Genomic DNA, 24348 nt, shown 5'->3' with positions numbered 1-24348 from the left:
ACTATCCTGCCTGACTGAGCCTTAGCGCATCGTTCCCACGGCGAAGGCGCGAGGTCAACCAGAGCCTAGTCTGACTGGATCGTCGCAACCGCCGCCTGCACGGCTGCTTCTGTCAGGTCCAGATCAGCCTGCGTCACAGCGAGCGAGGGGTATAGTTTCCCCGGTGACTTAAACACACCTTTCTCACGCAGGACCGCATTGTAACGCGCATTCCGTCCGGGATCGTCATGGGCAGCGCTGCGGTAGTCGCGACAGGTTTGTTCGGTGAAGTAGATGTCGAACAGCGTCTCGTCGCCACAAATCCGATGCGGGATTCCGGCTTTGGTCAAAGCGTCGGATTGCATCGCCTGCAGCTTGCGTCCGATGTCGCGCAAGTGGTCATAAGCACCCTCACGTGCCAGAATTTCCATCGTTTTCAGCCCCGCTGCTGCGGCGACCGGGTTGCCTGAAAGCGTGCCCAGCTGCATCAGCCATTTATCGGCGCCGACCTTGTCCTTGTCGAAATGCTGCATGATCTCGGCGCTGGCCCCCAGGGCGGCCAAAGGGAAGCCGCCGCCGATGATCTTGCCCAGCGTGCAGATATCGGGCGTCACGCCATAATGCTCCTGTGCGCCGCCATAGGCGAGGCGGAATCCGGTGACGATCTCGTCAAAGATCAGCAAGACACCGTGCGTGTCGCACAGATCGCGCAGCCCCTGCAGATAGCCCGGCTCGGGCGGGATGATCCGCTGCAATGGCTCGACCATGATCGCGGCCACGTCACCGTGTTCCGCCAGCAGAGCGGCCACGGCCTCGAGGTCATTGTAAGGCGCAATCAGCATCTGGTCAGCAACGCCTTGCGGAATACCGGCGCTATCTGGCACGGCTTGGGGGAAGTTGACCCGTTTCGCTGGCGCGAGGCTCATCTGCGCTTCGGCGCTCATGCCGTGATATCCGCCTTCGAATTTCAGGATCTTGTCCTTGCCTGTATAGGCGCGCGCGAGCCGGATCGCGTACATATCCGCCTCACCCCCCGAAGCGACAAAGCGGACCTGTTCACAACACGGCACCGCGTTCACGATGGCCTCGGCCAGCTCTACGCCTTTGCTGTTGTTGGCAAAGAAGGTCATGCCCTTGGGTAGCTGTTCCAGTACGGCCTCCATCACCTCGGGATGGCCGTGCCCCAGCAGCATCGGGCCGGAGCCGATCAGATAGTCGACATATTCCCTGCCGTCCTCATCCCAGACCCGGCTGCCTTCGCCGCGTGCGATGATGATGCCGGGGTCGAAATTGCCAAACCCTCCGGCAGGCAGAACCTGTTCGGCGCGGGCGATCCATTCGGATTGTGTATGCGTTTTCAACATGTGTCAGGCCATTTCCAAAATCGGAGTTCCAAGGAGTTCCGGATCGGGCGTCACACCCAGCCCCGGGCCGTCAGGCGGCGCGATCCGACCATCCGCACGTTCTGGCGCATCAGGGCAGAGGCGCGGCGAAACATAAGAGGATAGATCGCAGGTATTCATCAACGAACCATGTGGTGTGGAGGCAGCAAAATGCAACGAAGCGGCGGTAACGATATCGGAACCCCACGTGCATTCGGCGCAGATCTCGGCCCCCAGATGAATGGTCAAGTCGCGCGCGCGGCGCATCGACGACAGGCCGCCGAATTTCGACAGTTTAAGCGCAACCGCGTCCATGCAGCCCAGTTCCGACGCCCGCAGCAGTGAGGCCAGATCGTACGCGTTTTCGTCTATTTTCATCGGCAGGCCGGTGGCCTGACGGACGGCGGCGCAGTCCTCAAGCGTTATGCAGGGCTGTTCCAGCATGATATCCAGATGCGCCACGGCGCGCCCGGTACGGGTGGCTTGCAGGCGCGAGGCTCCGCAGTTCCAGTCGCCATAGACCAGCGGGCCGGGACCCACGGCCTCTCGTACCTTGATTAGCCGTTCGGCGTCGGCCTGCCAGTCGCCCTCGACTCCCAGCTTGACCTGAAACTGTCGAATTCCGGTCTGATAAGCAGTTTGGGCGATCCGGACCATCTCATCCGACGCGACGCAGGTGATTGAATGATACAGGGGCATGTCCTTGCGCGTCCGCCCGCCCAGAAGCGCATAGACAGGTTGCCCCGTGGCTTTCCCAAACAAATCCCACAAGGCGATGTCGACGATCGATTTGGCGTGGGCATGACCCAGCAGGAAGCCATCCAGTTTCCGCATAGGGGCATCCGGGCCAAAGGGAGACATGCCGAGGATTTCAGGCCCCATCTCGGCCACTGCACTGGGCACACCTTTGGCAAAGGCAGGCAGGTAATGCGGTATCGGACAGACCTCGCCCCAGCCTTTCAAGCCGGTATCTGTTTCAAGACACAGTACATGGGTTTCGACGGTAGCGCAGGTTTTGCCGTCGGCCATGTAGTAGGTTTCGTGGCTGGTCAGGTCGATGGACCAGAGGGATATCTTGGTGATCTTCATTCAACCCATCCTTTGGGCTTGAGTGTGGCGTGGTCAGAGGGGCCAGCCCCTCTCTTGGCCTGTGGCCAATTCACACCCCGGGATATTTTGGGCCAGATGAAGGGGCGGATCATCGCGGGGCCTCGTAGGTTGCGATTGGAGGGCCGAGGGCGTCTTCGTCCGGGTGTACGCCGAGACCGGGGACCTCGGGCAAGTGAAGGTGGCCGTTGATATTGCGCGGCCCGCGACCGCCTGCGATGTCGACGGTAATCATGTCCTGACAGGCCCAGACTGCGTGGCAGTTCGCGTCCGGTATGGTCGCGGCCAGATGCAGGGCTTCGGCATCGGCCAATACTGTACCGCCTGTAGCCATGACGAACATATCGATCCCGTGCGCCAGCGCGACGTCTCGCATCCGGGCGGCTTTGGTCAGCCCTCCGACGCGGTTGAGCTTGATACCAAAGATCTCTGCGATGCCATCGCGGGTGATGCGGGTCGCGTCCTGCAGGGTGACGAGGCTTTCATCCACTGAAACCGGCGAGGCGTGTTTGCCGGAAATCGCCGCGATATCGTCCAGCGTTTCGCAGGGTTGTTCGATCATCACGTTGAGGTCTTCGACCGCGCTCATCACCCGCAAGGCTTGCTGCCGGGTCCAGCCGCGGTTGACGTCATACAGGATGATGTCCTCGGGATTGCGCAGGTTTTCGACGTCGCGGATACGGGCGATGTCACGGGCCACATCGCCGCCGATCTTGACCGAATGGGCGATATAACCGCGTTGGCGATAGCGATCGATCACAGAGCGGGTTTCTTCAATTGTTTTGGCCCCCACCGACGAGGCGACGGGGCGCGGGGTGCGAGAGCCTCCGCCCAGCAGATCGGCAATCGGCAAACCAGAAGCCTGACCAGCAATGTCCCAGCATGCCATATCAATCGGGCTTTTGGCATAGAGATGCCCGGGTAGCGCCAGATCCATCGCGCGTTCGACATCCAGTACCCGGCGCGGATCAAGGCCCAGAATGAACCGAGACATAGTTTCGATACCGGCACGAATGCCAGGGCCGTGGGCCGGAACATAAGTGTGCCCCCAGGGTGTGCCTTCACCCCATCCGATCAGCCCGGCATCGGTTTCGATTTTCACCAGCGTTGCATCGAGTGTTTCGAACTTCAGCCGCCCAGCGGACAACCAATAGGGATGCTCCAACGGAAGATCGACCTGATACACGGAAATGGATGTAATCTTCATAAGCCGTACTCTGCTACTGGCGCGCCGAGGCTTTCTAAGTCAGGAACGACACCCATGCCGGGCGTATCGGGCGCAAACAGTTTCCCATTCCGTGCCACCGCGCCACCGATCCCGGTCGAGCGCGTGTTATAGTTCATCAGATCCGTGGTGTTCTGCAGATACTCAGGCGGAGTCGAAGCCGCGAAATGCGCCACGGCGGCGGTTGCGATCTCACCGCCCCACGTGTCTTCGCTGACCACGGGGATGCGGTTTTCGATCAGGTAATCGCGCACGCGCCGCGCCTTGCTGAGCCCGCCGAGATTCGAGATTTTCAGGCAGCAGATTTCAGCCCCGCGATCCGCAACGACCCGCTGGGCCATATGCATACCCGTCAGACATTCATCCAGCTTCATCGGCTGTTCGGCGACGCGGCGCACCTGCTGGCATTCCCCGTAGGTCCGGCAAGGCTGTTCAAGGATGAAATCCAGATCACTGGTCGCCCGCGCCACGCGGATCGCATTGTCGACCCGCCACCCTTGATTGGCATCCGCCATCGCCTTTTCTCCGGCGTTTAACAACGGCACTGTCGCGCGTATCCGGTCGATATCAGTTGCCCAATCGCCGCCGACCTTGATCTGGAACTGGCGATAACCCTGATCGCGATAGGCGTTCATCTCGGCGATGGTTTCATCCGTCGCTTTCTGTGGTGCGACCCTATACATCGATGCACCGTCCGTTAGCTTGCCGCCCAACAACATCCAGACCGGCTGATCGCAAGCCTGTCCGAGGATATCCCAGCAGGCCGCATCGAACGGGGCCTTGGCATAGCCGTGACCTTGGATAAGATGATCCATCAATTGCTCGATCCGTCCGACCTGTCGTGGATCTTCGCCCAGCAGCTTGGGCGCGACCAGCTTGGCCAGCGCCGGGACACCTTCGGAATGGGCGATCATGTAGTTCTCACCGCAGGGCGTGAACTCACCACAGCCTTGCAGGCCCGCATCGGTGTCGATGACCACGACCGAGGCTATGGCCGTTTCAATCGCATTTCCCGCGCCCCAAACGTACGCGCCGCCTACATAAGGCAGCCCGGTCTGATAGATGCGGATGCGTGTGATCTTCATGATGCATCCATTTGCGGCAGGGCGTTCAGACCCGCGCCACGCCACAGCACGAAGGTCAGGATGGGCTGATCGCCGGTGGTCATCGCATGGCTTTGCCAGCTTTGGTGCAGGCGGGTCTGGCCGGGGCCGACAAAAGCCTCATCACCTTCGACCCGGAATTGCGCGCCACCGGCGAGGGTCACGTATAGTTCCTCGGCCTGATGGCTGTGCCAGTCATAGTTCAGGCCCGCGCCCCAATATGCGACATAGCCCCGCAATCGGGTCGAGCGGAAATGCCCGGTCGGCCCGAACAACTCATAATACCCATAGCGCGCGAGGAAGTCCGCACCGACCTCCTCCTCGGTATAGGTCACTTTCCAGTTTGCCAGTTCAGCTGTCGCTGCAATGGCTTCGACCATACAGTGTGTTGCTTCGGACCCAGCAAGGTCAAAGCTGCGAACAAGCTGAGTTGCCGGGATCGGCGAGGGTGCCGTTTCCGTTGATGCCAGATCTGTGGGCCAATCGGCAAACCCTGCCAGATCAGGGTGCGATTGATGTAACAGCCGGGCTGCTTCCAGAACATCATGCATCGTCATGGGATCACCACGATATTTCCGGTGTGTTTCTTGGCGATAAAGGCAGCCTGAGCCGCGTGCAATTCGCTCAGCGGATAAGTCGCGGCGAGCGAAGGTTTCACTTCGCCAGCCTCTATGTATCGAACGAGGTTTTGCATTACCTCCGGGTCAATCACGGTCGAGCCGGTAAAGGTCAGATCGCGCAAATAGAAAGTACGCAGATCGAACTCGACCATCGGGCCAGCGATCGCGCCCGAGCAGGTATACCGCCCGCCGCGCTCCAAAACGTCGATCAGCTTTGGCCAGAACGGCCCACCGACCACATCGGCAACGACGGTGATCTTTTCCTGCCCAAGCGCGGCACGCAGGTTTTCCGGTGCGCGCGGCAGGATGCGGTCAGGTCCAAGCTGCGCGACCTCGGCATGTTTGGCTTCTGACGCCAGGGCGATCACCCGCGCGCCGCGTCGCTTTGCCAACTGGACCAATGCACCTCCGACGCCGCCCGATGCGCCAGGCACCAGAACCGTGTCGTTCTCCGAGACATTTGCGCGGGTCAGCATCCCTTCGGCGGTGGAATATGAGCACGAGAATGTTGCCAGTTCCGCATCTGACAGAGGGGATTGGATCGCAATGGCATTCCGCGCGGGGATTGTCGAGTATTGCGCAAACCCGCCATCCCGTTCGGAACCAAAATAGCCGGTCTTGTCTTTGTTCGTTGGCTCTGCCGGATCGCGCAGCCAGCAATCGGTGATCACTCGCTCGCCGATCCTGAGCGGGTCCACACCTTCGCCAACGGCGACGATCTGGCCGCACACATCTGCGCCTTGAATGCGCGGAAAAACCAAAGGCGCGCCACCCCAGGTCGGGTCTTCCTCGCCGACTTCTTCAAATGCGCCGCCTGTCGTGGCGTCGCTTACCGTTTTTGAATACCAGCCAGAGCGCGTATTCACGTCGGTATTGTTCAGCCCGCAGGCTCCGACCCGGATCAATACTTCGCCCGAGGCAGGGATCGGGCAGGGCCAGTCTTCGTGCCAGGCCATCTGATCCAGATCGCCGTGGCCCATGGTGACCATGGCCTGCATTGTGGTGGGATGCGTCATTGGGCGGCCTCGAGCGCGGCGTCCGTGCGGGGGAGCAGGCTTTGCGGGTCATAAGCGGGCTCAGACAAAACCAGCGCGGCGCGGGGTGTGCCATGGATGATGACCTCAAGCTGGGTGCCTGCAGCGGCGGCTTCGGGCTTGATATAAGCGAAGGCCAGGATTTTGCCGACTGTGTGGCCATACGCTACGGACGCGGTCGAGCCAACAACACGCCCGTCCAGCAACACGGCCTCACCACCATGTCCGTCGATCTCACCATCCGGTTCGATCTCAAGATAGGTACAGATCCACGGCAAATCTGTGTTCAGGGTCTTATCCTTGCCGAGATAGTCTTTGTCGGTTTTCGCAAAGCGCAGCACATCGGCTTCGGCCAAAGTGACTTCGTTGGTCAGTTCTCCGGCCCCTTTGAAGCCTTTCTCCATCCGCATCACATTCATCGCAAAGCTGCCGTAGTCGGCGATTCCATGCGCTTCGCCAGCGGCCCAGAGCGCGTTGTAGACGTCCAGACAGGCGGTGTTGGGCATGTGCAGTTCCCAGCCAAGTTCACCTGCATAGGACATCCGGAAAGCCCAGACATCATGACCCGCGATCCTGATTTGCTGGGCAGATAGCCAGCGGAACCCGGCATTGCTGAGGTCGGCATCAGTGCAGGCGCTCAGGACGTCACGCGACTTTGGCCCGTTCAAAGACAGAGCCGACCAATCTACTGACAGTGCGGCGATCACGACGTCTTCTGCATCGCGCTGCTGTGCCAGATGATCCAGCAGGCGTTGTTCGAAAAACGCGGCACATACGAGGTAATAGCGATCCTGCGCCATGCGCACGATGGTCGTCTCCAATTCGATCCGTCCCCGGTGGTTCAGCATGTGGGTCAGGGTGATCGAGCCATCTTTCTGCGGCATCCGGTTCGCGGTCAGCCGATCCAGCAGGGCGTAGGCATCAGGGCCTGAAACCTCGACCTTGGTGAAGGCGGTGACGTCCATGATGCCGACCCGTTCGCGCACGGCTTTGACTTCTTGCGCGACCATGTCGTCCGCAGCAGTCCGGCGGAAGGAATAGTGATCCTGTTGCGCGACCCCATCCCGTGCAAACCAGCGCGGGCGCTCAAAGCCATAGACCTCTTCATGCACCGCACCCTTTGATTTCAGCAGCTCATGAAGGGGTGACGGTTTGATCGGACGGCCTGCCAGGCGATTGAAATGCGGGAAGGGGATTTCGTGGCGCAGGCAATAGTCTTCCTCAGCCTTGATCACCTGCCAGTCTTTCGTGGCGTAGCTGCCAAAGCGGCGGGGATCATACTCGCGCATCGAGATGTCGGCGGCTCCGTGCACCATCCAGCGTGCCAGCTCGCGCGTTAGGCCCGGCCCCCAGCCGATCCCGATCTGAGTGCCGCAGCAGCACCAGTAATTCCGCACGCCCGGCGCAGGCCCGATCAGCGGGTTGCCATCGGGCGGATGGCTGATCGCACCATGCACCTCGCGCTGAATGCCCAGTTCGGCAAAGATCGGCATCCGGTTCAGGCTTTCCTCAAGCCATGGCATTACCCGGTCGTAATCGGCATCGAACAGCCAGTTCTCGTAGTCCCACGGGCAGTGATCATGCCAGACCGAGTTTGGGTTCTCTTTCTCGTAGATCCCGATCAGCCCGCGCTTTTGCTCCATCCGGATATAGCCCGAGACCTTCTTGTCATCGCGGATCACTGGCAGTTCTTTGTCCAGAGCTTCAAACTCGGGCACTGGTTCGGTCACGAAGTAATGGTGCGTCATCGACGTCATCGGCAGCTGCAGCCCCGACCATTCGCCCATCTGCCGCGCATAAGTGCCGCCCGCGTTGACCACGTGTTCGCAGGTGATCGTGCCCTTGGGCGTCTCGACCACCCATTCACCGTTCTCGGCCTGAGTGATGTTGGTCGCCTGACAGTGCCGGATGATCCGAACGCCCTTCTGACGCGCACCTGCGGCCATCGCCATGGTCACGTTGGTCGGGTCCACATGGCCGTCATCGGGCGTGTGCAGCGCGCCCAACACACCATCCAAATTGTAGAACGGATGCAGCTCGGCAATCCGATCCGGGCCAACCAGTTCGATGTTGAAACCCAGGGAACGACCCACAGACAGAGTATGGCGCAGCCAGTCCATCTCGTCTTCGGTATAGGCCAGCCGGAACGAGCCACATCCATGCCATGTCACGGCCTGACCGGTCTCGGCCTCCAAGGCCCCGGAGTACAGCCCGATATTGTAATCGACGCATTTGCCTAAGCCGAAGCTAGAGGTCGAATGGGTGATCTGCCCCGCCGCATGCCAGGTGCTGCCGCTGGTCAGTTCGGCCTTTTCCAGCAGCACAGTGTCTGTGCCCCAGCCCTCGTGCCCAAGATGGTAGGCAAGGCCCACCCCCATCACTCCGCCACCCACGATAACCACGCGTGCGTGGGTCGGGAAATCAGATGCCATCGGATCAATCCTCTGAGTCGATTTTGTCTCGACATCGTAAGCAAACAAAAGTACCATCGTCAATCATGAATGGGACAAATGTATCAAATACGATTCTTGAGCGGTTGGCGGACGAACTGTCCGAGCTGACACCAGAAGCGCGCAAGGCCGCCACTTATGTGCTGGAAAACCCGCGCGATGTGGGGGTTTCGACGGTGCGGGAAATCGCCGAGGCCGCGAATGTGAAGCCCAACACCATCGTCCGCATGGCGCGGCAGGTCGGGTTCGATGGCTACGAGGATTTCCGCGTGCCCTTCCGCGAGGCGATCCGGCGCGGGCAGGCTGATTTCCCGGATCGCGCCCGCTGGCTGCAGGATATTCGCAAGTCCGGCAATATGGGCGGGTTATATGCGGATATGGTTCAGGACGCCCTGCGCAATGTCGAGGAGACCTTTGCCAATATCTCGTCCGAACAGTTGAAAGCCGCCGCCGAAGACATCTGGAATTCGCGCAATGTGTTCGTGCTGGGCGTGGGCGTAAACAACTCGAATGCGCGGAACTTTGTCTATCTGGCGTCGACCGGGATGGTGCAGTTCCACGCAATCCCGCGCCCCGGATCGAATCCGATCGACGATCTGGCGTGGGCCGAAGAACGCGACGTTCTGATCGCCATGACCTGCAAGCCTTATCGCAACGAGGTGGTCGAGGCGGTTCATGTCGCAAAGGAACAGGGCCTGAAGGTCGTGGGCCTGTCCGACAGTCCCGCCAGCCCAATTCTACGCAGCGCCGACCATGGTTTTGTCATCTCGGCGGACACACCGCAATTCTTCCCGTCCTCGGTCAGTACGGTTGCCTTGCTGGAAACGCTGCTGTCCTTTGTGATCGCCGTTGCCAGCGACGAGATCGTCGAGCGGGTCGAAACTTTTCATAAACGTCGCCATCAGCTTGGCCTTTATCACTCGGAGGACACGTGACAGCACCCATCCAATCTCTTGCAGCCCGGTATTATACTGATCCCGCCATATTTCGGTTGGAAACGGAAGGGTTGCTCGCGCGTACCTGGCAGTTTGGTTGCCATGCATCTGAACTGGCTGAGCCGGGCGCTTATGTGGCCTTCGAGGTTGCCGGGCAGGACCTGTTTGCCATTCGCGGGCGCGACTCGAAGATCCGCGTGTTCTACAATGTATGTCAGCACCGCGCCCATCAACTGGTCGAGGGCACAGGCACCACGCGCGTTGTGGTCTGCCCCTATCACGCCTGGACCTATGAGTTGACCGGAGAGTTGCGGGCCGGGCCGAACCTCAAGGCGGTTGAAGGGTTCGACAAATCCTCCGTGTGTCTGAACGAAGTGCGCACCGAAGAGTTCCTGGGCTTTGTCTTCGTCAATCTCGATCCCAACGCTGCGCCCATGGATGAGTGGTTTCCGAACGCCCGCGCCGAGCTTGAGGAATGGGTGCCCAACTGGGCCGATCTGAAGCCGTTGGAATGGGTCGAGATACCGGAACTGTGCAACTGGAAGGTCTCAGTCGAGAATTACTCGGAGTGCTACCATTGCTCGCTCAACCATCCGACTTTTGCCAATGGCGTGGTCAGGCCGGAAACCTATGACATTCAGCCTCAGGGCATGTGCCTGCGCCACACGACGGAATGCCAAAGCCTCGAGAACATGACTTATGACATTAAGTCAGGCTTTGAGCATTTCGATGAGTATTCCAGTTGGTTCCTCTGGCCGATGTTCTCGTTTCAGGTCTATCCGGGGAACGTGCTGAACACCTATCACTGGCGTGCTGTGGATGCCGACCACGTGGTGGTTTGGCGCGGTTGGTATTCGGTGGGTGGCATGGACGACCAGAAGATAAGGCAACTTGCTGCACAGGATCGGGCAACAACGGTGGAAGAGGATATCCGGCTGGTCGAATCCGTACAGCGTGGCCTGCATTCGCGCGGATATCGTCCGGGCCCTCTGGTCGTCGATCCCAAAGGTGGGGTAAATTCGGAACATCCCGTCATGCATCTACAAAAATGGATGCGCGAAGCGGTTGACGGGCAGCCTCAATAAAAGGACCGAGTGATGAGCACATTTGACGAAGACCTGTTCCTGAAAGGTCTGGAACAGCGCAAGGCGACGCTGGGCGCGGAGTATGTGGAAAAGAATCTGGCCGCTGCCGATGATTTTACCCGCCCGTTTCAGGAAGCGATGACCGCTTGGTGCTGGGGCTTCGGCTGGGGTGACGATGTGATCGACGCCAAGACACGGTCCATGATGAACCTGTCGATGATCGGTGCGCTGGGCAAAATGCATGAATGGGAAATCCATTGCCGGGGTGCGATCAACAACGGCGTCACGACCGAGGAAATCCGCGCCATCATCCATGTCATAGGCATCTATTGCGGCGTGCCGCAGGCGCTGGAATGCTTCCGCGTGGCCCGCAAGGTGATTGAGGGCTAAGCGCCTTAGTGAAAATCCCGGCTTGGAAACAGCCGTTTGGCCTGCTCACGCGGATGGCGGGCGCTTGGTCCGTTCTGGCGGGGGCGCGGGGTGTCATCCGCTTGGGGTTGGGTGATGCCGATAGCTTCGTCCAGCGGATGTCCAAGCTCGGACAGTTTGTGCGACATATCGGTGATTTCCTGCGCGATCAGATGCACGACGATTCCCTCGCGTTGCAGATATCCACGGACCTGCAGCAGCCGCCCGCCCATCACGATGCGGCGAAATCGTTCATAGACCTTGGGCCAGACAACCACATTGCTGACACCGGTTTCATCCTCGAGCGTCAGAAAGATCACGCCCGAGGCGGTTCCCGGCCGTTGGCGTGTGATCACCAGCCCACACACGCTGTAGCGGCCCAGCGGGATGTCCTGCAGCGTGGCATGCGGCACAAGGCTGGGGATGGAGGGGCGCAACAGCTCCATCGGGTGTGAACGCAGGGTCAGGCGGGTCGAGACATAATCCTCGACCACCTCCTCGCCCAGATGCATCACCGGCAGGTTGACCTGCGGCTCATTGATGCTCTCACCATCGATGGGGTCATTGAACAGCGGCAGGGCGGTCCGGCTGCGGATGGCTTTGACATGCCACAGGGCGTCGCGCCGGGTCAGGTCCATGCCGGAAAACGCATCCGCCTCGGCCAGACGGGTCAGCACATCCGGGCGCAATCCGGCCCGCAGCCACAGCGTTTCGGGGTCCGGATACCCATTGCCCCGCGCAGCCACGATCCAATCCGCATCCTCCTGCTTGAACCCTTTGATCTGGCGAAAACCCAGCCGCAGGGCCAGCGCCCCGTCGGCGCGGCGTTCCAGCAGGTTATCCCAGGTCGAGGCATTGACGCAGACCGGACGAATCTCGACCCCATGCTCGCGCGCGTCGCGCACGATTTGGGCAGGCGCGTAAAACCCCATGGGCTGCGAATTCAGCAGCGCGCAGGCAAAGATTGCCGGGTGGTGGCATTTCATCCAGGCCGAGACATAGGCCAGCATGGCAAAAGCTGCGGCATGGCTTTCGGGAAAGCCGTAATCGGCAAACCCTTCGATCTGGCCAAAGCAGCGGTCGGCGACCTCGGGTGTATAGCCATTGTTCAGCATCCCTGCGATGAACTTGTCGCGATAGGTGCCAATCGTCCCCATGCGCCGGAACGAGGCCAGCGAGCGGCGCAGGTGATCAGCCTCTTCCGCCGAAAACCCAGCGCCTACCACCGCGATTTGCAGGGCCTGTTCCTGAAACAGCGGCACGCCCAGCGTGCGTCGTGTCACCTCTTCCAAGGCGGGGCCGAAGGGTTCGGACTTTTCCAGCCCGTTGCGCCGCCGGATATAGGGCTGCACCATATCGCCCTGAATGGGGCCGGGGCGGACGATGGCGACCTCGATCACCAGATCATAGAACTCGCGCGGCCGCATCCGGGGCAGGAAATTCATCTGTGCCCGGCTTTCGACCTGAAACACGCCCACCGCATCAGCGGCACACAGCATGTCATAGGTCGCCGTATCCTCTTGCGGGACGGTGGCGATGCTGAGGGTTTCGCTGTTGTGTTGCTGCATCAGGTCAAACGCCTTGCGGATGCAGCTGAGCATCCCCAGCCCCAATATATCCACCTTCAGAATGCCAAGCGCATCGATGTCGTCCTTGTCCCACTCGATCACGGTGCGATCTTCCATCGCGGCGTTTTCAATCGGGCACAGCTCATCCAGCCGCCCTTTGGTGATGACAAACCCGCCTACATGCTGCGACAGATGGCGGGGGAAGCCGATGATCTCGCCAATCAGTCGAACCGTCTGCATCAGGCGCCGGTCTTTGAGGTCGAGGCCCAGTTCCTGCAACCTCTCGGCATCAACGCCGCCATTGCTCATTCCCCAGATCTGGCCGGACAGGCCCGCGGTGACGTCCTGAGACAGGCCCATCACCTTGCCCACCTCGCGGATTGCCGCGCGGGATCGGAAATGGATGACCGTGGCACAGAGGCCCGCGCGGTGTCGGCCATACTGCTCGTAAATCCACTGGATCACCTCTTCGCGCCGCTCGTGTTCAAAATCCACGTCGATATCCGGCGGCTCGCCCCGGTGTTTTGACACAAAACGCTCGAACACCATGGCGATCATGTCGGGGCTGACATCGGTGATGCCCAGCAGATAGCACAGGATCGAATTGGCGGCTGATCCGCGCCCCTGACACAGAATGCCTTGCGAGCGGGCGAATTGCACAATGTCATGCACGGTCAAGAAATAGGCCGGGAAATCCAGTTCCGCGATCAGTGCCAGTTCCTTTTTCATCAGGCTGATGGCTTTTTCAGAGGGGCCATCGGGATAACGCCGCTTCAACCCTTCTCGTGCCAGACGCTCCAGCCGCGCTTGCGGGGTCTCGCTGCTGGCGATCTCGTCGGGATATTCATACGACAGCTCGCTCAGATCAAAACTACAGCGGTCGGCGATTTCCAGCGTGCGGCGCAGCGCGCCGGGGTGGTCCTGAAACAGCCGGGCCATGTCGGCATAGCCTTTTAATCGCCGTTCGGCGTTGGGCAGGGCGCGTGTGCCGATCTGGTCAATCGTGACGTGCTCGCGCATGCAGGTCAGCACGTCGGCCAGCTGGCGGCGGCTGGCGCGGTGCATCAGCACATCCCCCACCGCAACCATAGGGGCCGAGGCCTTTTGCGAGGCCCGCGCGCAAGCCGCCAGATAGGTCCGGTCGCTACCGTCATAGCGCGGCGCGGCCCCCAGAAAGACAGCGTTGGGAAACTGCCTTCTGATCCTTTGGATATCCGGGATGGCCTGCCGCACCCCCGCCTGCGGCAACGCGATCAGGATCATCCCCTGACAGGCCCTCAGCATGTCCTTCATATCCAGATGGCACTCCCCTTTCTCAGCCCGCCGCTTGCCGAGGGTCAGCAGGCGGGTCAGCCGCTGATAGGCGGCACGGTCGCGGGGCAGGGCCAGCCAGTGCACGGAGCTGTCGCGCAATACCAGACGGCAGCCGACGATCAGTTGCGGCAGCCCGGGCGCATCGGGTTTGGCAATCGGCTGTGGGTGGCCAATTTCCTGCCGCGAACAGGAATCGACCCGGTGCTGAGACCGTATCTGCACCTCTTTCTCGGCTTCACGCCGCAGCTCTTTCAATGCGGTCCAGGCCCGAACAACCCCGGCCAGAGAATTCCGGTCGGTGATCGCGATGGCCTTCAGGCCCAGCTCAGCCGCGCGGGTCACCAGTTCTTCGGGATGCGAGGCCCCGGTCAGGAAGGTGAAATTGGTGGTCACGCCCAACTCGGCATAGCCGGGGCCATTAATGTGAGACCCCAGCAGGTCTCGGCGAAACGCTTCAACGGGACGATGAGTACGGTTCACCTCGATCATGCGAATTCTCCATGCACGAACCATCCCGGATTTTGAGGGGTGTGAAACAGCCATAACCGCCGCCCCTGCTGCGTCTCGACCTGCCAGTAGTCGCGCAGACCGCTGCGCCAGTTCTCATCCTCCAGCCACCATTCGGGACAGATGCGCTCGGGGCCGGTTGAACGGCCTGTGGTCAGCGACATGTGCCGCCAGCGAAAGCGGCGCGGCGGGTGGGCCCCTGACCCTGCGATGGGTTCCGGGGGGAACAGCTGCAGGGGGCGGGGGCGCAGAGCGCACCAACCGCCTGCGGGATCGGAATAAGCGGCGGGCGAGATGATGAAGCTGCGCTCGGGGATATGGCTTTGCACAGGCAGCAGGCGGTGGATTTGTTCCAGCCCGATCCGGGTGCCGATGCGGGTGATCAGGTCGTCCAGCTGATCCTTGTCCCGGCTTACGGCGCGGCTGACCTGACGCACCGGCAGGGGTTCCACCTGCGTGGCCTGCAGCCGGAACTGATCGATCCCGAAGCCCGCATCCACCTCGGCCAGCCCGCGTTCGAACAGGGGCAGGATGCGATGCGGGTCACGCAGGGGGCGGGCAAGGCGCAGCTCGACCTGCTGGTGATCCTGATCCACCCGACGCAGGGTCATGCACAGCTTGCGCGCGCCCATCTCCTGCGTTTTCAGCTTGTCGCAGAGCCGTTCCAGTAGCCGTTCGGCCCCGGCCATCATATCGGACAGCAAGCCAATGGGTTCGGGCAGGGTCATGCGCACGCCATAATGGGGCGGATCGGCCAGCGGCGTGATCTGTTCGGGTTGATCCCCCAGCGCCTGATCCAGCCGCATCAAAACCGCGGGGCCAAATCGGCGCGTTAATGGCGCGCGCGGGGTTTGCGCCAGCTCGCCAATCCGGCGCAGGCCCAGCCGTTGCAGCGCGATCGAGGTATCCTCATCCAGCCGCAGCGCTGCCACCGGCAGAGCGCGGATCGCTTTCAGCGTGTCCTCACCCGCGATCCCTTCGCCATAATGTGCCAAGGCCCAGGCCGCGCCGCGCGTTGGGGCAAGGCCGATCTGTACCGCCAACCCGGCGCGGGCCAGACGCCTGCGCATATCGGTCAGCATCATCTCTTCCCCGCCCGCAAGGTGCGCCGATCCGGTGATGTCCAGAACCAGCCCATCCTCACCCTCGAGCCCGACCCAGGGGCAATAGCGCGTGGCCCAGCGGCGCAGGGCGTGCAGAAACCGCTGATCCCCCTGCGGGTCGGCCGGGTGGCTTTGCAGATCGGGGCAAAAGGCGCGGGCATCGGAATAGGGCATGCCGCGATCCAGCCCTTGCCGCTGGGCCTGCACATTCAGGCAATACACCCGGTTTGCATTGTTCTGTTTCAGCGTCAGAACAAACGGCCCGTCGACTGGGCGCAGGCGCAGAGCCCGGTCACTTGCCAGCCGGGGAAACCACAGTGATACGATACGCCGTCGAGTGCCATCGAGCATGCCGGAAACCAAATGTTCTATATTTGTTCTTTTTAGGTTTCCTTGGATGCAGAGTCGAGTCTTTCGTGGTCAAAAAGCCCGTCAGCTATAGTGCTTGTTCCGCGACATTTTCCCGATACCGGGGTTCATGCTGTTGGTCGGGTCGACCGATTTGTAGAATGCCGCCAGATCCGGCTTGGCCGTATAAAGGTGCCCGACATTGTGTTCGGCCGGGTATTCGGCCCCGCGCTGATCCAGTATCTCTAGCATCGCAGATTTTAGCGCCTTGGGGTTGGCCCCCTTCTTCACGATGTAATCCTGATGCAGAACGTGGCACATGAAGTGCCCGTAATAGAGCTTGCTGACCAGTTGATCCGCTAACTCGGGGGGCAACTCCTCGAACCAGTCCACATCATTGCGGCGCAGGGCGATGTCCAGCGCGATGATGTCTTCGACCTCATGTGCGTGCACTTTCATATAGCGGATCGCGGCCCCGGCGGCAGCAAAGCGGTGCAGGCCAGCAATCTTAGCCTCGCGCGGGTCGCATTCGAAGAAATCCAGTTGGTTGTCGTCCACCATATCGCGCAGTAATGCGCGGGCTTCATCAATGCCGCCGTCGCGCATTTTCAGGATCAAATGATGGGGATAGCGTTCGTGATACGCGCGCATCCGCTGAGGTAGAATATCGGGCCAGAACCGCATGGCGAACTGCATGAAACGGTCGGTGAAGTTCGACAGGCCCGGAATACCCTCTAACCGGGCATCCACCGCACCTTTCAGCGCAAAGAAAGTGGGCAAACGGTCGGTACCTAGCTTGTCGATCATCACCATGGTGTCCTTGCCGTAGCGATCCGAGATGTCGAAGACCTCTTCATGCATATACTCGGCGCTGACCGGCAGGGTCTTGAAGCCTGACAAGATGCGACGGCGTAGTTCGGTCAGGGAGCTGGTGTCCTCGGCGCCGATATAGAAGGTGCGTTCGCTGTCATTCTTGGGGTATGTGTCCAGCCGGACAGCAAAAACAGCCAGTTTTCCGGCGCATCCAGCGGCCTCATACAGACGGGATTTGTCGGCATTGAACCGGGCCGGCGTGTCCGCATCCACGTTGCGCACCCGGCGGGCATAGTCGGTGTCGGAAGCCTTGCGATTGTCAGTCTCGATATCTGTTGTGCTGAAATAGCCGTTTTGCAGTCGGGTCAGGATTTCTTCGGGCGTGTCACCTAAGTTCATACCCAGATGGTTGACCAACTCCAGCTCACCATCCCGCGTGATGCGGGCGTGCAGAGACAGCTCGGTATAGGAGGGGCCGCGTTCGACCAGCGAACCACCCGAGTTGTTACACACCCCGCCCACGACCGAAGCACCGATGCAAGACGATCCGATCACTGAATGCGGCTGCCGCCCGATCGGGTCCAGCAGCTTCTCCAGTGCAAACAAGGTGCTGCCCGGAAAGCTGATAACCTGCTTGCCATCATTGATCAGATGCAGGTCGTCAATCCGCCGCGTGTTGATCAAAACCACATCGCGATCATAGCTGCCTTTGGGGGTAGAGCCTTCGGTCAAGCCAGTATTGGCCGCTTGCATGATGACGATCTTGTCGGCTGCGACACAGGCCTGCAGCACCTGCCATTGCTCCAGCAGCGTAGCGGGCTGAGCCACCGCCAGCGCATCACCTTCACCCGACCTGAACCCTCGGCGAAAGCGACGGGTGCTGCGGGCCGAGGTCAACACATGCCGCCGCCCGCAAATGGCCTGAAGACGCTTGATCAGATCGGCTTCGGTCATCCCACAGCCCTCCTTAATACGCGACCGAGGGCAGCCACGTGGCCAGTTGAGGCCAAAGGAAAACGAAGAACAGACCGGTCAACTGCAGGATCACGAACGGGATGATGCCTTTGTAGATATCGGTCAGCTTGATCTCGGGCGGGCAGACCCCTTTTAGGTAGAATAGCGCAAAACCAACAGGCGGTGTCAGGAATGAGGTTTGCAGGGTCACCGCGACGAGGATCACGAACCACACCAGCGCGGGCTCATCAATGACGCCAAAGCCGTCGATATCCAGACCTAGTCCATTTACGATGGGGCGCATCAAGGGCAGCACGATGAGTGTGATTTCGATCCAGTCCAGCACGAAGCCCAACAAGAAGACGATGAAGAGGATCATGAAGACGGTGCCGTTGGGACCAAGCCCAGTACCATGGATCATGTCCTCGATCAGCGCATCGCCGCCCAGTTCGCGCAGGACGTATGAGAAAACGGTTGCGCCAAGGAAGATCGCAAAGATGTAGGCGGTGGTGTTAAACGTGGCCTTCAGCACATTCACCAGTTTCGCCAGCGTCAGTTTGCGATAGCCAAGCGCCAGCAGTGTGGCACCCAGCGCGCCTACGCCTGAGGCTTCGGTCGGCGTTGTCAGGCCCGCAAAGATTGAGCCAAGCACAGCAAGGATCAGCGCCAGCGTCGGCAGCACGGCGATCAGCACATCTTTGACGGCAGCCCAGTCGGGCCGCTTAGCACCCTCGGGCACCGGGGCCACGTCGCGTTTGATCAGGGCGATGACGAAGATATAGGTCAGATACAGCGCGCCGATGATCACGCCAGGGAAGACCGCAGCCATGAACAGATCACCAACCGACAGTGCCATCTGATCCGCCATGATTACCAACATGATCGACGGCGGGATCAGGATGCCCAGTGTGCCTGACGCACTGACCACACCGGCGGCCAGCGAAGGACTGTATTTCTGCTCCATCATCGAGGGCAGAGACAACACGCCCAGCAGAACGACCGAGGCTCCGATGATGCCGGTCGAAGCAGCCAGAATGATCCCGATCATCGTCACCGTGATCGCCAGCCCGCCGCGCACCGTACCAAACAGACGCTGCATCGAAGACATCAGACGCTCGGCCACACCGGATTCATCCAACATCAGGCCCATGAAAATGAACATCGGCAAGGCGACCAAAACGGCGTTTGACATGGTGGCATAAACCCGGTTCACCACCGCACCCAGCGTCAGATAATCCAGCCCGGTCAGCGTTTCCTCAAGCCCGGTCCAGTTCATCAAGCCGTTGTCGAACAGATAGGCCAGACCGCAATAGGCAACACCGACTCCCGCAAGTGTCCACGCCACCGGGAAGCCAGTGAACAGCAACGCGATGAAGGTCAGGAACATGGCGATGACCAGTTTTTCTTCGGTTGTCTCAACCAGGAAGGTTAGCGCAGTCGCCACAACAGCAAAGCCCAGAAGGGCCCAGATGATCAGGCGCAGGCCCTTGCCCTGACGCTCTTCATCCAGGTTCATGAACAGAGCATGGATGTCATGGATCAGTCGCGCCCCTGCTGCCAGAGCCAACAAAATGAAACTGGCTGGGATGATACCTTTCAAAGCCCAACGAGCGGGCAGACCGGTAGGGCTGTCCGAGGATTCATTGACGCGCCAGCTTTCGTAAAAATAGTCATACCCCTGATCGATCATCAGATAGATGAACGGCACAAGCAGGGTGAAGATTCCGATGATCTCAATGATCCGGCGCGCGCGCTGGCTGAGCTGCATATGCAGCAGGTCGACCCGCACATGACTGTCGGTGACCAAGGCATACGAGATGCCGACCATCGTCACCAACCCGTAGAAATGCCACTGGATCTCGTCCAGCTTGGGATAATTCTGATTGAGCAAATAGCGCAGCGCCACTTGCGAGACGATGGCCGCAACCAGCAGCAGGTTGGCCCACATGACCACATGGCCTACCGCCTTGACGCCGTTGTCGATTGCCACCGCCAACCTCTGACGGTCGGGTTCACCATGCTCAAGGATGCTTTCATAGACTTCAATCGGATCGTCGTGCTGACGCTGTGTCTCGGCCATGGTCTCCTCCTCGAGATTTCGGCGATGGGGACGTGAATGCGCCCGGGATGCTTGGGAAAATAAAGAAAATCAGCATTGTCCAAGGGCGGCGGGAGAGGCCGCCCTCAGACGATCGCAAGCGATTATTTTACTTGCGGGGGAGGAACGCGTTCTCTTTCCAGACGGCGTAGCCGTCGCGGAACTCGGTCATGTCGGCCAAAACCTTGGCAAAGAACTCATCGTTCGCGGCCTGTTCGGCAGCAACCTCATCCCAGGTCGCGCGGAAGGTCGACAGCATTTCATCATTCCACTGCTTGATCTGGACGCCGTTGTTTTCGACGTTGTCCAACAGGGCCGCGTGCTGGATCGCTTCACCTTCGGCAAAACTGTCGGCCATCGATGCCTTACAGGCGTTTTCGATGATCGCCTTGTGCTGATCGCTGGCTTCGTTCCAGACGTCTTTGTTGATCATCAACTCAAACACAGTCGCCTGCTGGTGCCAGCCGGGGAAATAGTTGTACTTGACCAGCTTGTGGAAACCGAGCCGCGCGTCGATGGCAGGCATCGAGAATTCGGTCGCGTCAATCGCGCCTTTTTCCAGTGCCGGGAAGATTTCGCCACCGGGCAGCAGAGAGGTCGCCACGCCCAGTTTCTGCATCACTTCACCGCCCAAACCGAAAAAGCGCATTTTCAGGCCGTTCAGATCTTCGGGACTGTTGATCTCATTCGCGAACCAGCCCGAGGTTTCGGGGGCAATGATCGCGCAGGGGATGACATGGACGTTGAAGCCCGCCTGATCATACATCTCCTGATACAGATTCATGCCGTTGCCATAGTACAGCCACGCCATGTATTCGCCCGCCTCGGGGCCAAACGGAACGGCCGAGAACAACGGTGCAGCCGGAATCTTACCCGCCCAGTATCCGGCAGTGGTGTAGCCCGAGTTGATCTTGCCCGAAGACACCGCATCCAGAATTTCAAACGGCGGGACCAGCTTGCCGGGCTCATAAACCTTCATCTTCAGCGTGCCGCCGGACATCAGGTCCAGCTGTTCAGCCACGCGCGGGATCGGCGAGCCGAGACCGGGCAAAGCGGTCGAAAACGCGATCGGTGTTTTCAGCAGCATCTTGTCCGCCGCGTGGGCAACCGGAGCGGCCAACAGCGAGGCAGCAACGGCAAGCGATGTCAGGGTGGTCTTCATGGGTTCTCCTCCAGGGTATATGCCAGCTGTGGGATCGGCTGACGGAATTCCCGCCGTGGCGGTGATATGAAGAGGTAAATATTTTTTACCATGAAGGTTAGTCAACAATTTTATTTACCACTTCTGATTCGATCAGTGGCGTTTCGCGACTGTGTCGAACAAGGAGAAATTTTAGCCAAATGGAGTGATATTACGGATTTATCGTTAATCACCAGATAGATATATCTGTCGGGTATATCCGTATTTTTGGGTATTTTTACTTGCATAAATTCAGTCAATTGGTAAATTTTGTGAACAACTTATATTTTGTGATTTCTGGTAGGCCGCGGAGCAGACATGAGCAACAACAGCCCATTTGAGCCTGTCGGCCACGAATCAATTGCTGATGCGGTGGTCGAGCAGATCGAGACGATGATCGTCGATGGCATCCTGAAAGAAGGCCGCAGATTGCCCTCGGAACGGGATCTGGCCGAGGCCATGTCTGTCTCGCGCCCCAAGCTGCGCGAGGCGTTGCAGATTCTCGAACAGCGCGGCCTGGTTTCAGTGCGTCATGGTGAGGGGACGTTCATCGCCGCGCTGACCGGCCGGGCAATGTCGCCGGCACTCCTGTCGCTTTACGCCCGGCATGGCGGGGCGTTCTATGATTATCTGGAATATCGACGTGAGCAGGAGATCTTTGCCAGCCGTCTGGCTGCACAGCGGGCGACGCAATCCGACAAGGAGCGCATCTCTGAGATCATAGGCGAGATGCAAAAGGCGTGGGAAGATGATGATGCGGATGCCAGTGAGGAAGCGGATTTTCGTCTGCATTCGGCGGTGGTGGATGCCAGTCAGAACACGACGCTGATCCACATGATGGCTTCGGTTTATGATCTGACGCGTCAGGGTGTCTTTTATAACCGCCGATTTCTGAGAACGATGGACGGCTCGGGCGAGTTGTTGCTGGCGCAACACAAGGAAATCGCGCAGTCCATTCTGGAGGGGGATCCAGAGCGGGCCGAAACTGCGGCCCGCGATCACATGGATTTCGTCGAGAGCTCATTCCGAAAAGGGCAAGAGCAACAGGCGCGTGAAATACGCGCCTCGAAACGACGGTTATATTCGGTCTGAAATCTGCGACTCTGCAGGGCTATTCTGGATGATCGGCCCGAAACAGATCCCAAGCGTCCAGCGATGTGCCATCGGGTTTTGTGCAAATTCCGACCTGACCTTGGTCGGTGTCCTCAATCCGATAGCTGCCGCCGATTTCGATGCAATACGTTGCCGCCGGGTTTGCAAGCCGGGTAAAGCTGTCACTTTTGTGATCTGCATTATTTTCGCGAAAATAGGTCCAAGCGTCGACCTTGGTGCCGTCCGGTAGCTGGCATATTCCGGTTTGGCCATCAGTTCCGTCTTGTATGCCGTAGAGCCCGCCCTGAGCGATGCAATAGGTTGCCGCCGGATTGGCCAGACCAGTATTGGCCAGCGCGCCTGCAGGGCTCAGCAGTGCAAGTGCCATGATCATCGGGTTCAGCTTTATCATTCGCTCCTCGCCGGGGTTGGTTCGCTCTTAGGAAGATTCTCCGGGGCATAGCCCGGATTCAGTTCCATTCTTTCCTGTACCGAAGTATGGATCAATGCACCTTCGGGGATAAAGCGTGGCTCTTTCATCGGAAAATAAAAGCCACCTTCTTTGCGTATCTCAGGATCATCATGCCATTTTTTACGTTTGGGCAGATATTCAAGAATTTTCCACCAGAACGTCATTGAATCATGCAATTTGGCATCTGCACTGGGCGCGGCATAGTCGCGTTTGCTTCCGGGCGCGATATTCTTTGGTGTCTCTCCCTGCACCAGACGTTTGACCATGGTCTCGCGGAACTCCAAGCCATGTGCCCTTGCCTCATCGACCATCCAGCCCAACGGATATTTCGCTGCTCCACTGTCCTGTTCGGGGTAGCCGCTGCCATTGTCGCCATGCACGCCAGCGAACCAGACCTGCTGAATATCCTGATTTTCGGCATCTTCATCATTGACGAAAGGGTGGGTTTTGAACAGCTGCGGCTCGGTCCAGCGCGACAGTCGGAACATGCGGCGACGCTCATCAATGGCGCAGGACTGGCGAAAGACGCGCACGCAAGGATTAGTATGGGTATAGGGCAGGGACTCGAGCGAAGGCAGATACATTCTGTCCGGGCGCGGTACGATGACCGAGGCGACGGTATCCCAGCATCCCATGAAGCGGATTGTCACGCGCCGAGTATCCAGCACCTCTTGCACACGCCAGGCCAAATCAAACCTGTCCTGAGCGCCGGATTGCTTATAGGCGGTCAATGCGTAAGAACACAGATGATCCTGATGCGCGTGCAGCAGGCCGACCATGTTAATAAATCCGGCCAGGACGCGCACCGTGTGCGCCCCGCGCGAGAAGCCGAACAGATAGATCTCATCCCCATCTTCATAATGGCGCAGCAGGAACCTGTAGGCATCCAGCACATTGGCATCCAGCCCATAGCCGGTCGCCAGCCCGAAGACACCCTTCATCTGATGCTTGAATCGATCCCAGGCACCGCTGTTCGAGATCGTCCCGACCCCCGGATCGTAAAACCCGATCTGATCTTTGCTCTCTTTCAGGACGCGATAGAACTTGAGAACGTTGGATTGATTTTCCTTGATCTCGTTGCCGGTGCCATCACAGCAGATAACGATTTTCTTCACAGCAGGACCTCAGGCAATACATTCAAAGCAATGCCTGCAGCTTATCGGAACTTCTCAAAGCTGTTAACCGGTCTAAAGCGAAGCTTGCGTGTCAGAGCTGCTCTACTTTGATGGAGTCTTCGGGGTAGAACGCCAGATGATCCTTGATCTCGGCCACGGTCTCGATCGGGCTCTCGTAGCTCCAGGCGGCGTTTTCAGTGACCGAGGACTTGTTCACGATCGAGAAATGCGTGGCGTCCCCTTTGCCCGGGCAGTGGGTCACCTTGTCGGTCCGGTCCAGAAAGGCCATGGCGATGTCAGCGCGCGGGAAGTAGATCACCGGATCCTTATTGCTTTCCAACAACTCCAAAGCGTTGTTGGTTTCACCCAGAATGGCACCGCCTGAACGGACGCTCCATTTACCCGGTGCTTTGCGGATCGTGATCTGATTGGTCATGTTTACTCCTTCCCTCGTCG

19 protein-coding genes are annotated in these 24348 nt (G+C 59.5%); 4 read left to right on the top strand and 15 right to left on the bottom strand.

The window, feature by feature from the left end; genetic code table 11:
• Positions 1 to 65: 65 nt before the first annotated feature.
• The 7 genes from ACR3EM_RS10400 to ACR3EM_RS10370 form a co-directional block, all read right to left on the bottom strand.
• A complete protein-coding gene (locus tag ACR3EM_RS10400; RefSeq protein WP_480470627.1) occupies positions 66 to 1343 on the bottom strand; it encodes an aspartate aminotransferase family protein in 1278 nt (425 codons plus the stop codon).
• 3 nt (positions 1344 to 1346) lie between these two features.
• A complete protein-coding gene (locus ACR3EM_RS10395) occupies positions 1347 to 2450 on the bottom strand; it encodes a mandelate racemase/muconate lactonizing enzyme family protein (protein WP_480470626.1) in 1104 nt (367 codons plus the stop codon).
• A 109-nt stretch (positions 2451 to 2559) separates the two neighbouring features.
• Entirely contained in the window at positions 2560 to 3675 is a 1116-nt protein-coding gene (locus ACR3EM_RS10390) for a mandelate racemase/muconate lactonizing enzyme family protein (RefSeq protein ID WP_480470625.1), read from the bottom strand.
• Positions 3672 to 4778, bottom strand: a complete 1107-nt coding sequence (locus tag ACR3EM_RS10385; RefSeq protein ID WP_480470624.1) for a mandelate racemase/muconate lactonizing enzyme family protein — start codon at positions 4776 to 4778, stop codon at positions 3672 to 3674. The genes ACR3EM_RS10390 and ACR3EM_RS10385 overlap by 4 nt, the downstream gene beginning before the upstream one ends.
• On the bottom strand, positions 4775 to 5353 hold the full coding sequence (locus tag ACR3EM_RS10380) for a dimethylsulfonioproprionate lyase family protein (protein ID WP_480470623.1): 579 nt from the start codon (positions 5351 to 5353) through the stop codon (positions 4775 to 4777). The genes ACR3EM_RS10385 and ACR3EM_RS10380 overlap by 4 nt, the downstream gene beginning before the upstream one ends.
• Positions 5350 to 6432: an alcohol dehydrogenase family protein gene (locus ACR3EM_RS10375; RefSeq protein WP_480470622.1), complete on the bottom strand. Its 1083-nt coding sequence runs from the start codon at positions 6430 to 6432 to the stop codon at positions 5350 to 5352. Before ACR3EM_RS10375 ends, ACR3EM_RS10380 begins: the two co-directional genes overlap by 4 nt.
• The gene (locus ACR3EM_RS10370; RefSeq protein WP_480471917.1) at positions 6429 to 8882 is read right to left on the bottom strand and encodes an FAD-dependent oxidoreductase; all 2454 of its coding nucleotides are present in this window, start codon (positions 8880 to 8882) and stop codon (positions 6429 to 6431) included. The genes ACR3EM_RS10375 and ACR3EM_RS10370 overlap by 4 nt, the downstream gene beginning before the upstream one ends.
• 65 nt (positions 8883 to 8947) lie before the next feature.
• Between ACR3EM_RS10370 and ACR3EM_RS10365 the strand changes: the two genes are divergently transcribed.
• Genes ACR3EM_RS10365 through ACR3EM_RS10355 form a run of 3 tightly spaced genes read left to right on the top strand, consistent with a single transcriptional unit; the run spans position 8948 to position 11310 of the window.
• On the top strand, positions 8948 to 9835 hold the full coding sequence (locus tag ACR3EM_RS10365) for a MurR/RpiR family transcriptional regulator (RefSeq protein ID WP_480470621.1): 888 nt from the start codon (positions 8948 to 8950) through the stop codon (positions 9833 to 9835).
• Positions 9832 to 10920, top strand: coding sequence for an aromatic ring-hydroxylating oxygenase subunit alpha (locus ACR3EM_RS10360; protein WP_480470620.1), 1089 nt, complete (start codon positions 9832 to 9834; stop codon positions 10918 to 10920). The genes ACR3EM_RS10365 and ACR3EM_RS10360 overlap by 4 nt, the downstream gene beginning before the upstream one ends.
• Positions 10921 to 10932: 12 nt before the next feature.
• A complete protein-coding gene (locus ACR3EM_RS10355) occupies positions 10933 to 11310 on the top strand; it encodes a carboxymuconolactone decarboxylase family protein (protein ID WP_480470619.1) in 378 nt (125 codons plus the stop codon).
• A 5-nt stretch (positions 11311 to 11315) separates the two neighbouring features.
• Here ACR3EM_RS10355 and ACR3EM_RS10350 read toward each other — a convergent pair whose 3' ends face one another.
• The 5 genes from ACR3EM_RS10350 to ACR3EM_RS10330 all read right to left on the bottom strand — a co-directional run bounded on the left by ACR3EM_RS10350 (position 11316) and on the right by ACR3EM_RS10330 (position 21195).
• Positions 11316 to 14699, bottom strand: coding sequence for an error-prone DNA polymerase (locus ACR3EM_RS10350; protein WP_480470618.1), 3384 nt, complete (start codon positions 14697 to 14699; stop codon positions 11316 to 11318).
• The gene (locus ACR3EM_RS10345; protein WP_480470617.1) at positions 14696 to 16171 is read right to left on the bottom strand and encodes a Y-family DNA polymerase; all 1476 of its coding nucleotides are present in this window, start codon (positions 16169 to 16171) and stop codon (positions 14696 to 14698) included. Before ACR3EM_RS10345 ends, ACR3EM_RS10350 begins: the two co-directional genes overlap by 4 nt.
• Positions 16172 to 16252: 81 nt before the next feature.
• On the bottom strand, positions 16253 to 17935 hold the full coding sequence (gene dld, locus ACR3EM_RS10340; protein ID WP_480470616.1) for a D-lactate dehydrogenase: 1683 nt from the start codon (positions 17933 to 17935) through the stop codon (positions 16253 to 16255).
• A gap of 13 nt (positions 17936 to 17948) precedes the next feature.
• Positions 17949 to 20015, bottom strand: coding sequence for a TRAP transporter large permease subunit (locus tag ACR3EM_RS10335; protein ID WP_480470615.1), 2067 nt, complete (start codon positions 20013 to 20015; stop codon positions 17949 to 17951).
• Positions 20016 to 20142: 127 nt separating this feature from the next.
• Positions 20143 to 21195, bottom strand: a complete 1053-nt coding sequence (locus ACR3EM_RS10330) for a TRAP transporter substrate-binding protein (RefSeq protein WP_480470614.1) — start codon at positions 21193 to 21195, stop codon at positions 20143 to 20145.
• A 336-nt stretch (positions 21196 to 21531) separates the two neighbouring features.
• Between ACR3EM_RS10330 and ACR3EM_RS10325 the strand changes: the two genes are divergently transcribed.
• Positions 21532 to 22305 carry a FadR/GntR family transcriptional regulator gene (locus tag ACR3EM_RS10325; RefSeq protein WP_480470613.1) on the top strand — a complete coding sequence of 258 codons (774 nt, stop codon included), beginning with the start codon at positions 21532 to 21534 and terminating at the stop codon, positions 22303 to 22305.
• A 19-nt stretch (positions 22306 to 22324) separates the two neighbouring features.
• Here the strand turns inward: ACR3EM_RS10325 and ACR3EM_RS10320 are convergent, their stop codons facing one another.
• The 3 genes from ACR3EM_RS10320 to ACR3EM_RS10310 all read right to left on the bottom strand — a co-directional run bounded on the left by ACR3EM_RS10320 (position 22325) and on the right by ACR3EM_RS10310 (position 24328).
• Positions 22325 to 22717, bottom strand: a complete 393-nt coding sequence (locus ACR3EM_RS10320) for a DUF333 domain-containing protein (protein ID WP_480470612.1) — start codon at positions 22715 to 22717, stop codon at positions 22325 to 22327.
• A complete protein-coding gene (locus ACR3EM_RS10315; protein ID WP_480470611.1) occupies positions 22714 to 23892 on the bottom strand; it encodes a DUF2235 domain-containing protein in 1179 nt (392 codons plus the stop codon). Before ACR3EM_RS10315 ends, ACR3EM_RS10320 begins: the two co-directional genes overlap by 4 nt.
• Positions 23893 to 23983: 91 nt before the next feature.
• On the bottom strand, positions 23984 to 24328 hold the full coding sequence (locus ACR3EM_RS10310) for a DUF427 domain-containing protein (RefSeq protein WP_480470610.1): 345 nt from the start codon (positions 24326 to 24328) through the stop codon (positions 23984 to 23986).
• Positions 24329 to 24348: the final 20 nt, after the last annotated feature.

The sequence above is a fragment of the Ruegeria sp. AH3 genome (genome assembly GCF_056536265.1).
This window is presented reverse-complemented; position numbering and strand designations above follow the sequence as displayed.

Coding starts and splice junctions, on each gene's coding strand:
- ACR3EM_RS10395 (WP_480470626.1), bottom strand. CDS start 2,450: ATGAAGATCACCAAGATATCCCTCTGGTCCATCGACCTGACCAGCCAC.
- dld (WP_480470616.1), bottom strand. CDS start 17,935: ATGACCGAAGCCGATCTGATCAAGCGTCTTCAGGCCATTTGCGGGCGG.
- ACR3EM_RS10380 (WP_480470623.1), bottom strand. CDS start 5,353: ATGACGATGCATGATGTTCTGGAAGCAGCCCGGCTGTTACATCAATCG.
- ACR3EM_RS10350 (WP_480470618.1), bottom strand. CDS start 14,699: ATGATCGAGGTGAACCGTACTCATCGTCCCGTTGAAGCGTTTCGCCGA.
- ACR3EM_RS10325 (WP_480470613.1), top strand. CDS start 21,532: ATGAGCAACAACAGCCCATTTGAGCCTGTCGGCCACGAATCAATTGCT.
- ACR3EM_RS10400 (WP_480470627.1), bottom strand. CDS start 1,343: ATGTTGAAAACGCATACACAATCCGAATGGATCGCCCGCGCCGAACAG.
- ACR3EM_RS10365 (WP_480470621.1), top strand. CDS start 8,948: ATGAATGGGACAAATGTATCAAATACGATTCTTGAGCGGTTGGCGGAC.
- ACR3EM_RS10370 (WP_480471917.1), bottom strand. CDS start 8,882: ATGGCATCTGATTTCCCGACCCACGCACGCGTGGTTATCGTGGGTGGC.
- ACR3EM_RS10345 (WP_480470617.1), bottom strand. CDS start 16,171: ATGCTCGATGGCACTCGACGGCGTATCGTATCACTGTGGTTTCCCCGG.
- ACR3EM_RS10335 (WP_480470615.1), bottom strand. CDS start 20,015: ATGGCCGAGACACAGCGTCAGCACGACGATCCGATTGAAGTCTATGAA.
- ACR3EM_RS10310 (WP_480470610.1), bottom strand. CDS start 24,328: ATGACCAATCAGATCACGATCCGCAAAGCACCGGGTAAATGGAGCGTC.
- ACR3EM_RS10390 (WP_480470625.1), bottom strand. CDS start 3,675: ATGAAGATTACATCCATTTCCGTGTATCAGGTCGATCTTCCGTTGGAG.
- ACR3EM_RS10375 (WP_480470622.1), bottom strand. CDS start 6,432: ATGACGCATCCCACCACAATGCAGGCCATGGTCACCATGGGCCACGGC.
- ACR3EM_RS10320 (WP_480470612.1), bottom strand. CDS start 22,717: ATGATAAAGCTGAACCCGATGATCATGGCACTTGCACTGCTGAGCCCT.
- ACR3EM_RS10330 (WP_480470614.1), bottom strand. CDS start 21,195: ATGAAGACCACCCTGACATCGCTTGCCGTTGCTGCCTCGCTGTTGGCC.
- ACR3EM_RS10385 (WP_480470624.1), bottom strand. CDS start 4,778: ATGAAGATCACACGCATCCGCATCTATCAGACCGGGCTGCCTTATGTA.
- ACR3EM_RS10355 (WP_480470619.1), top strand. CDS start 10,933: ATGAGCACATTTGACGAAGACCTGTTCCTGAAAGGTCTGGAACAGCGC.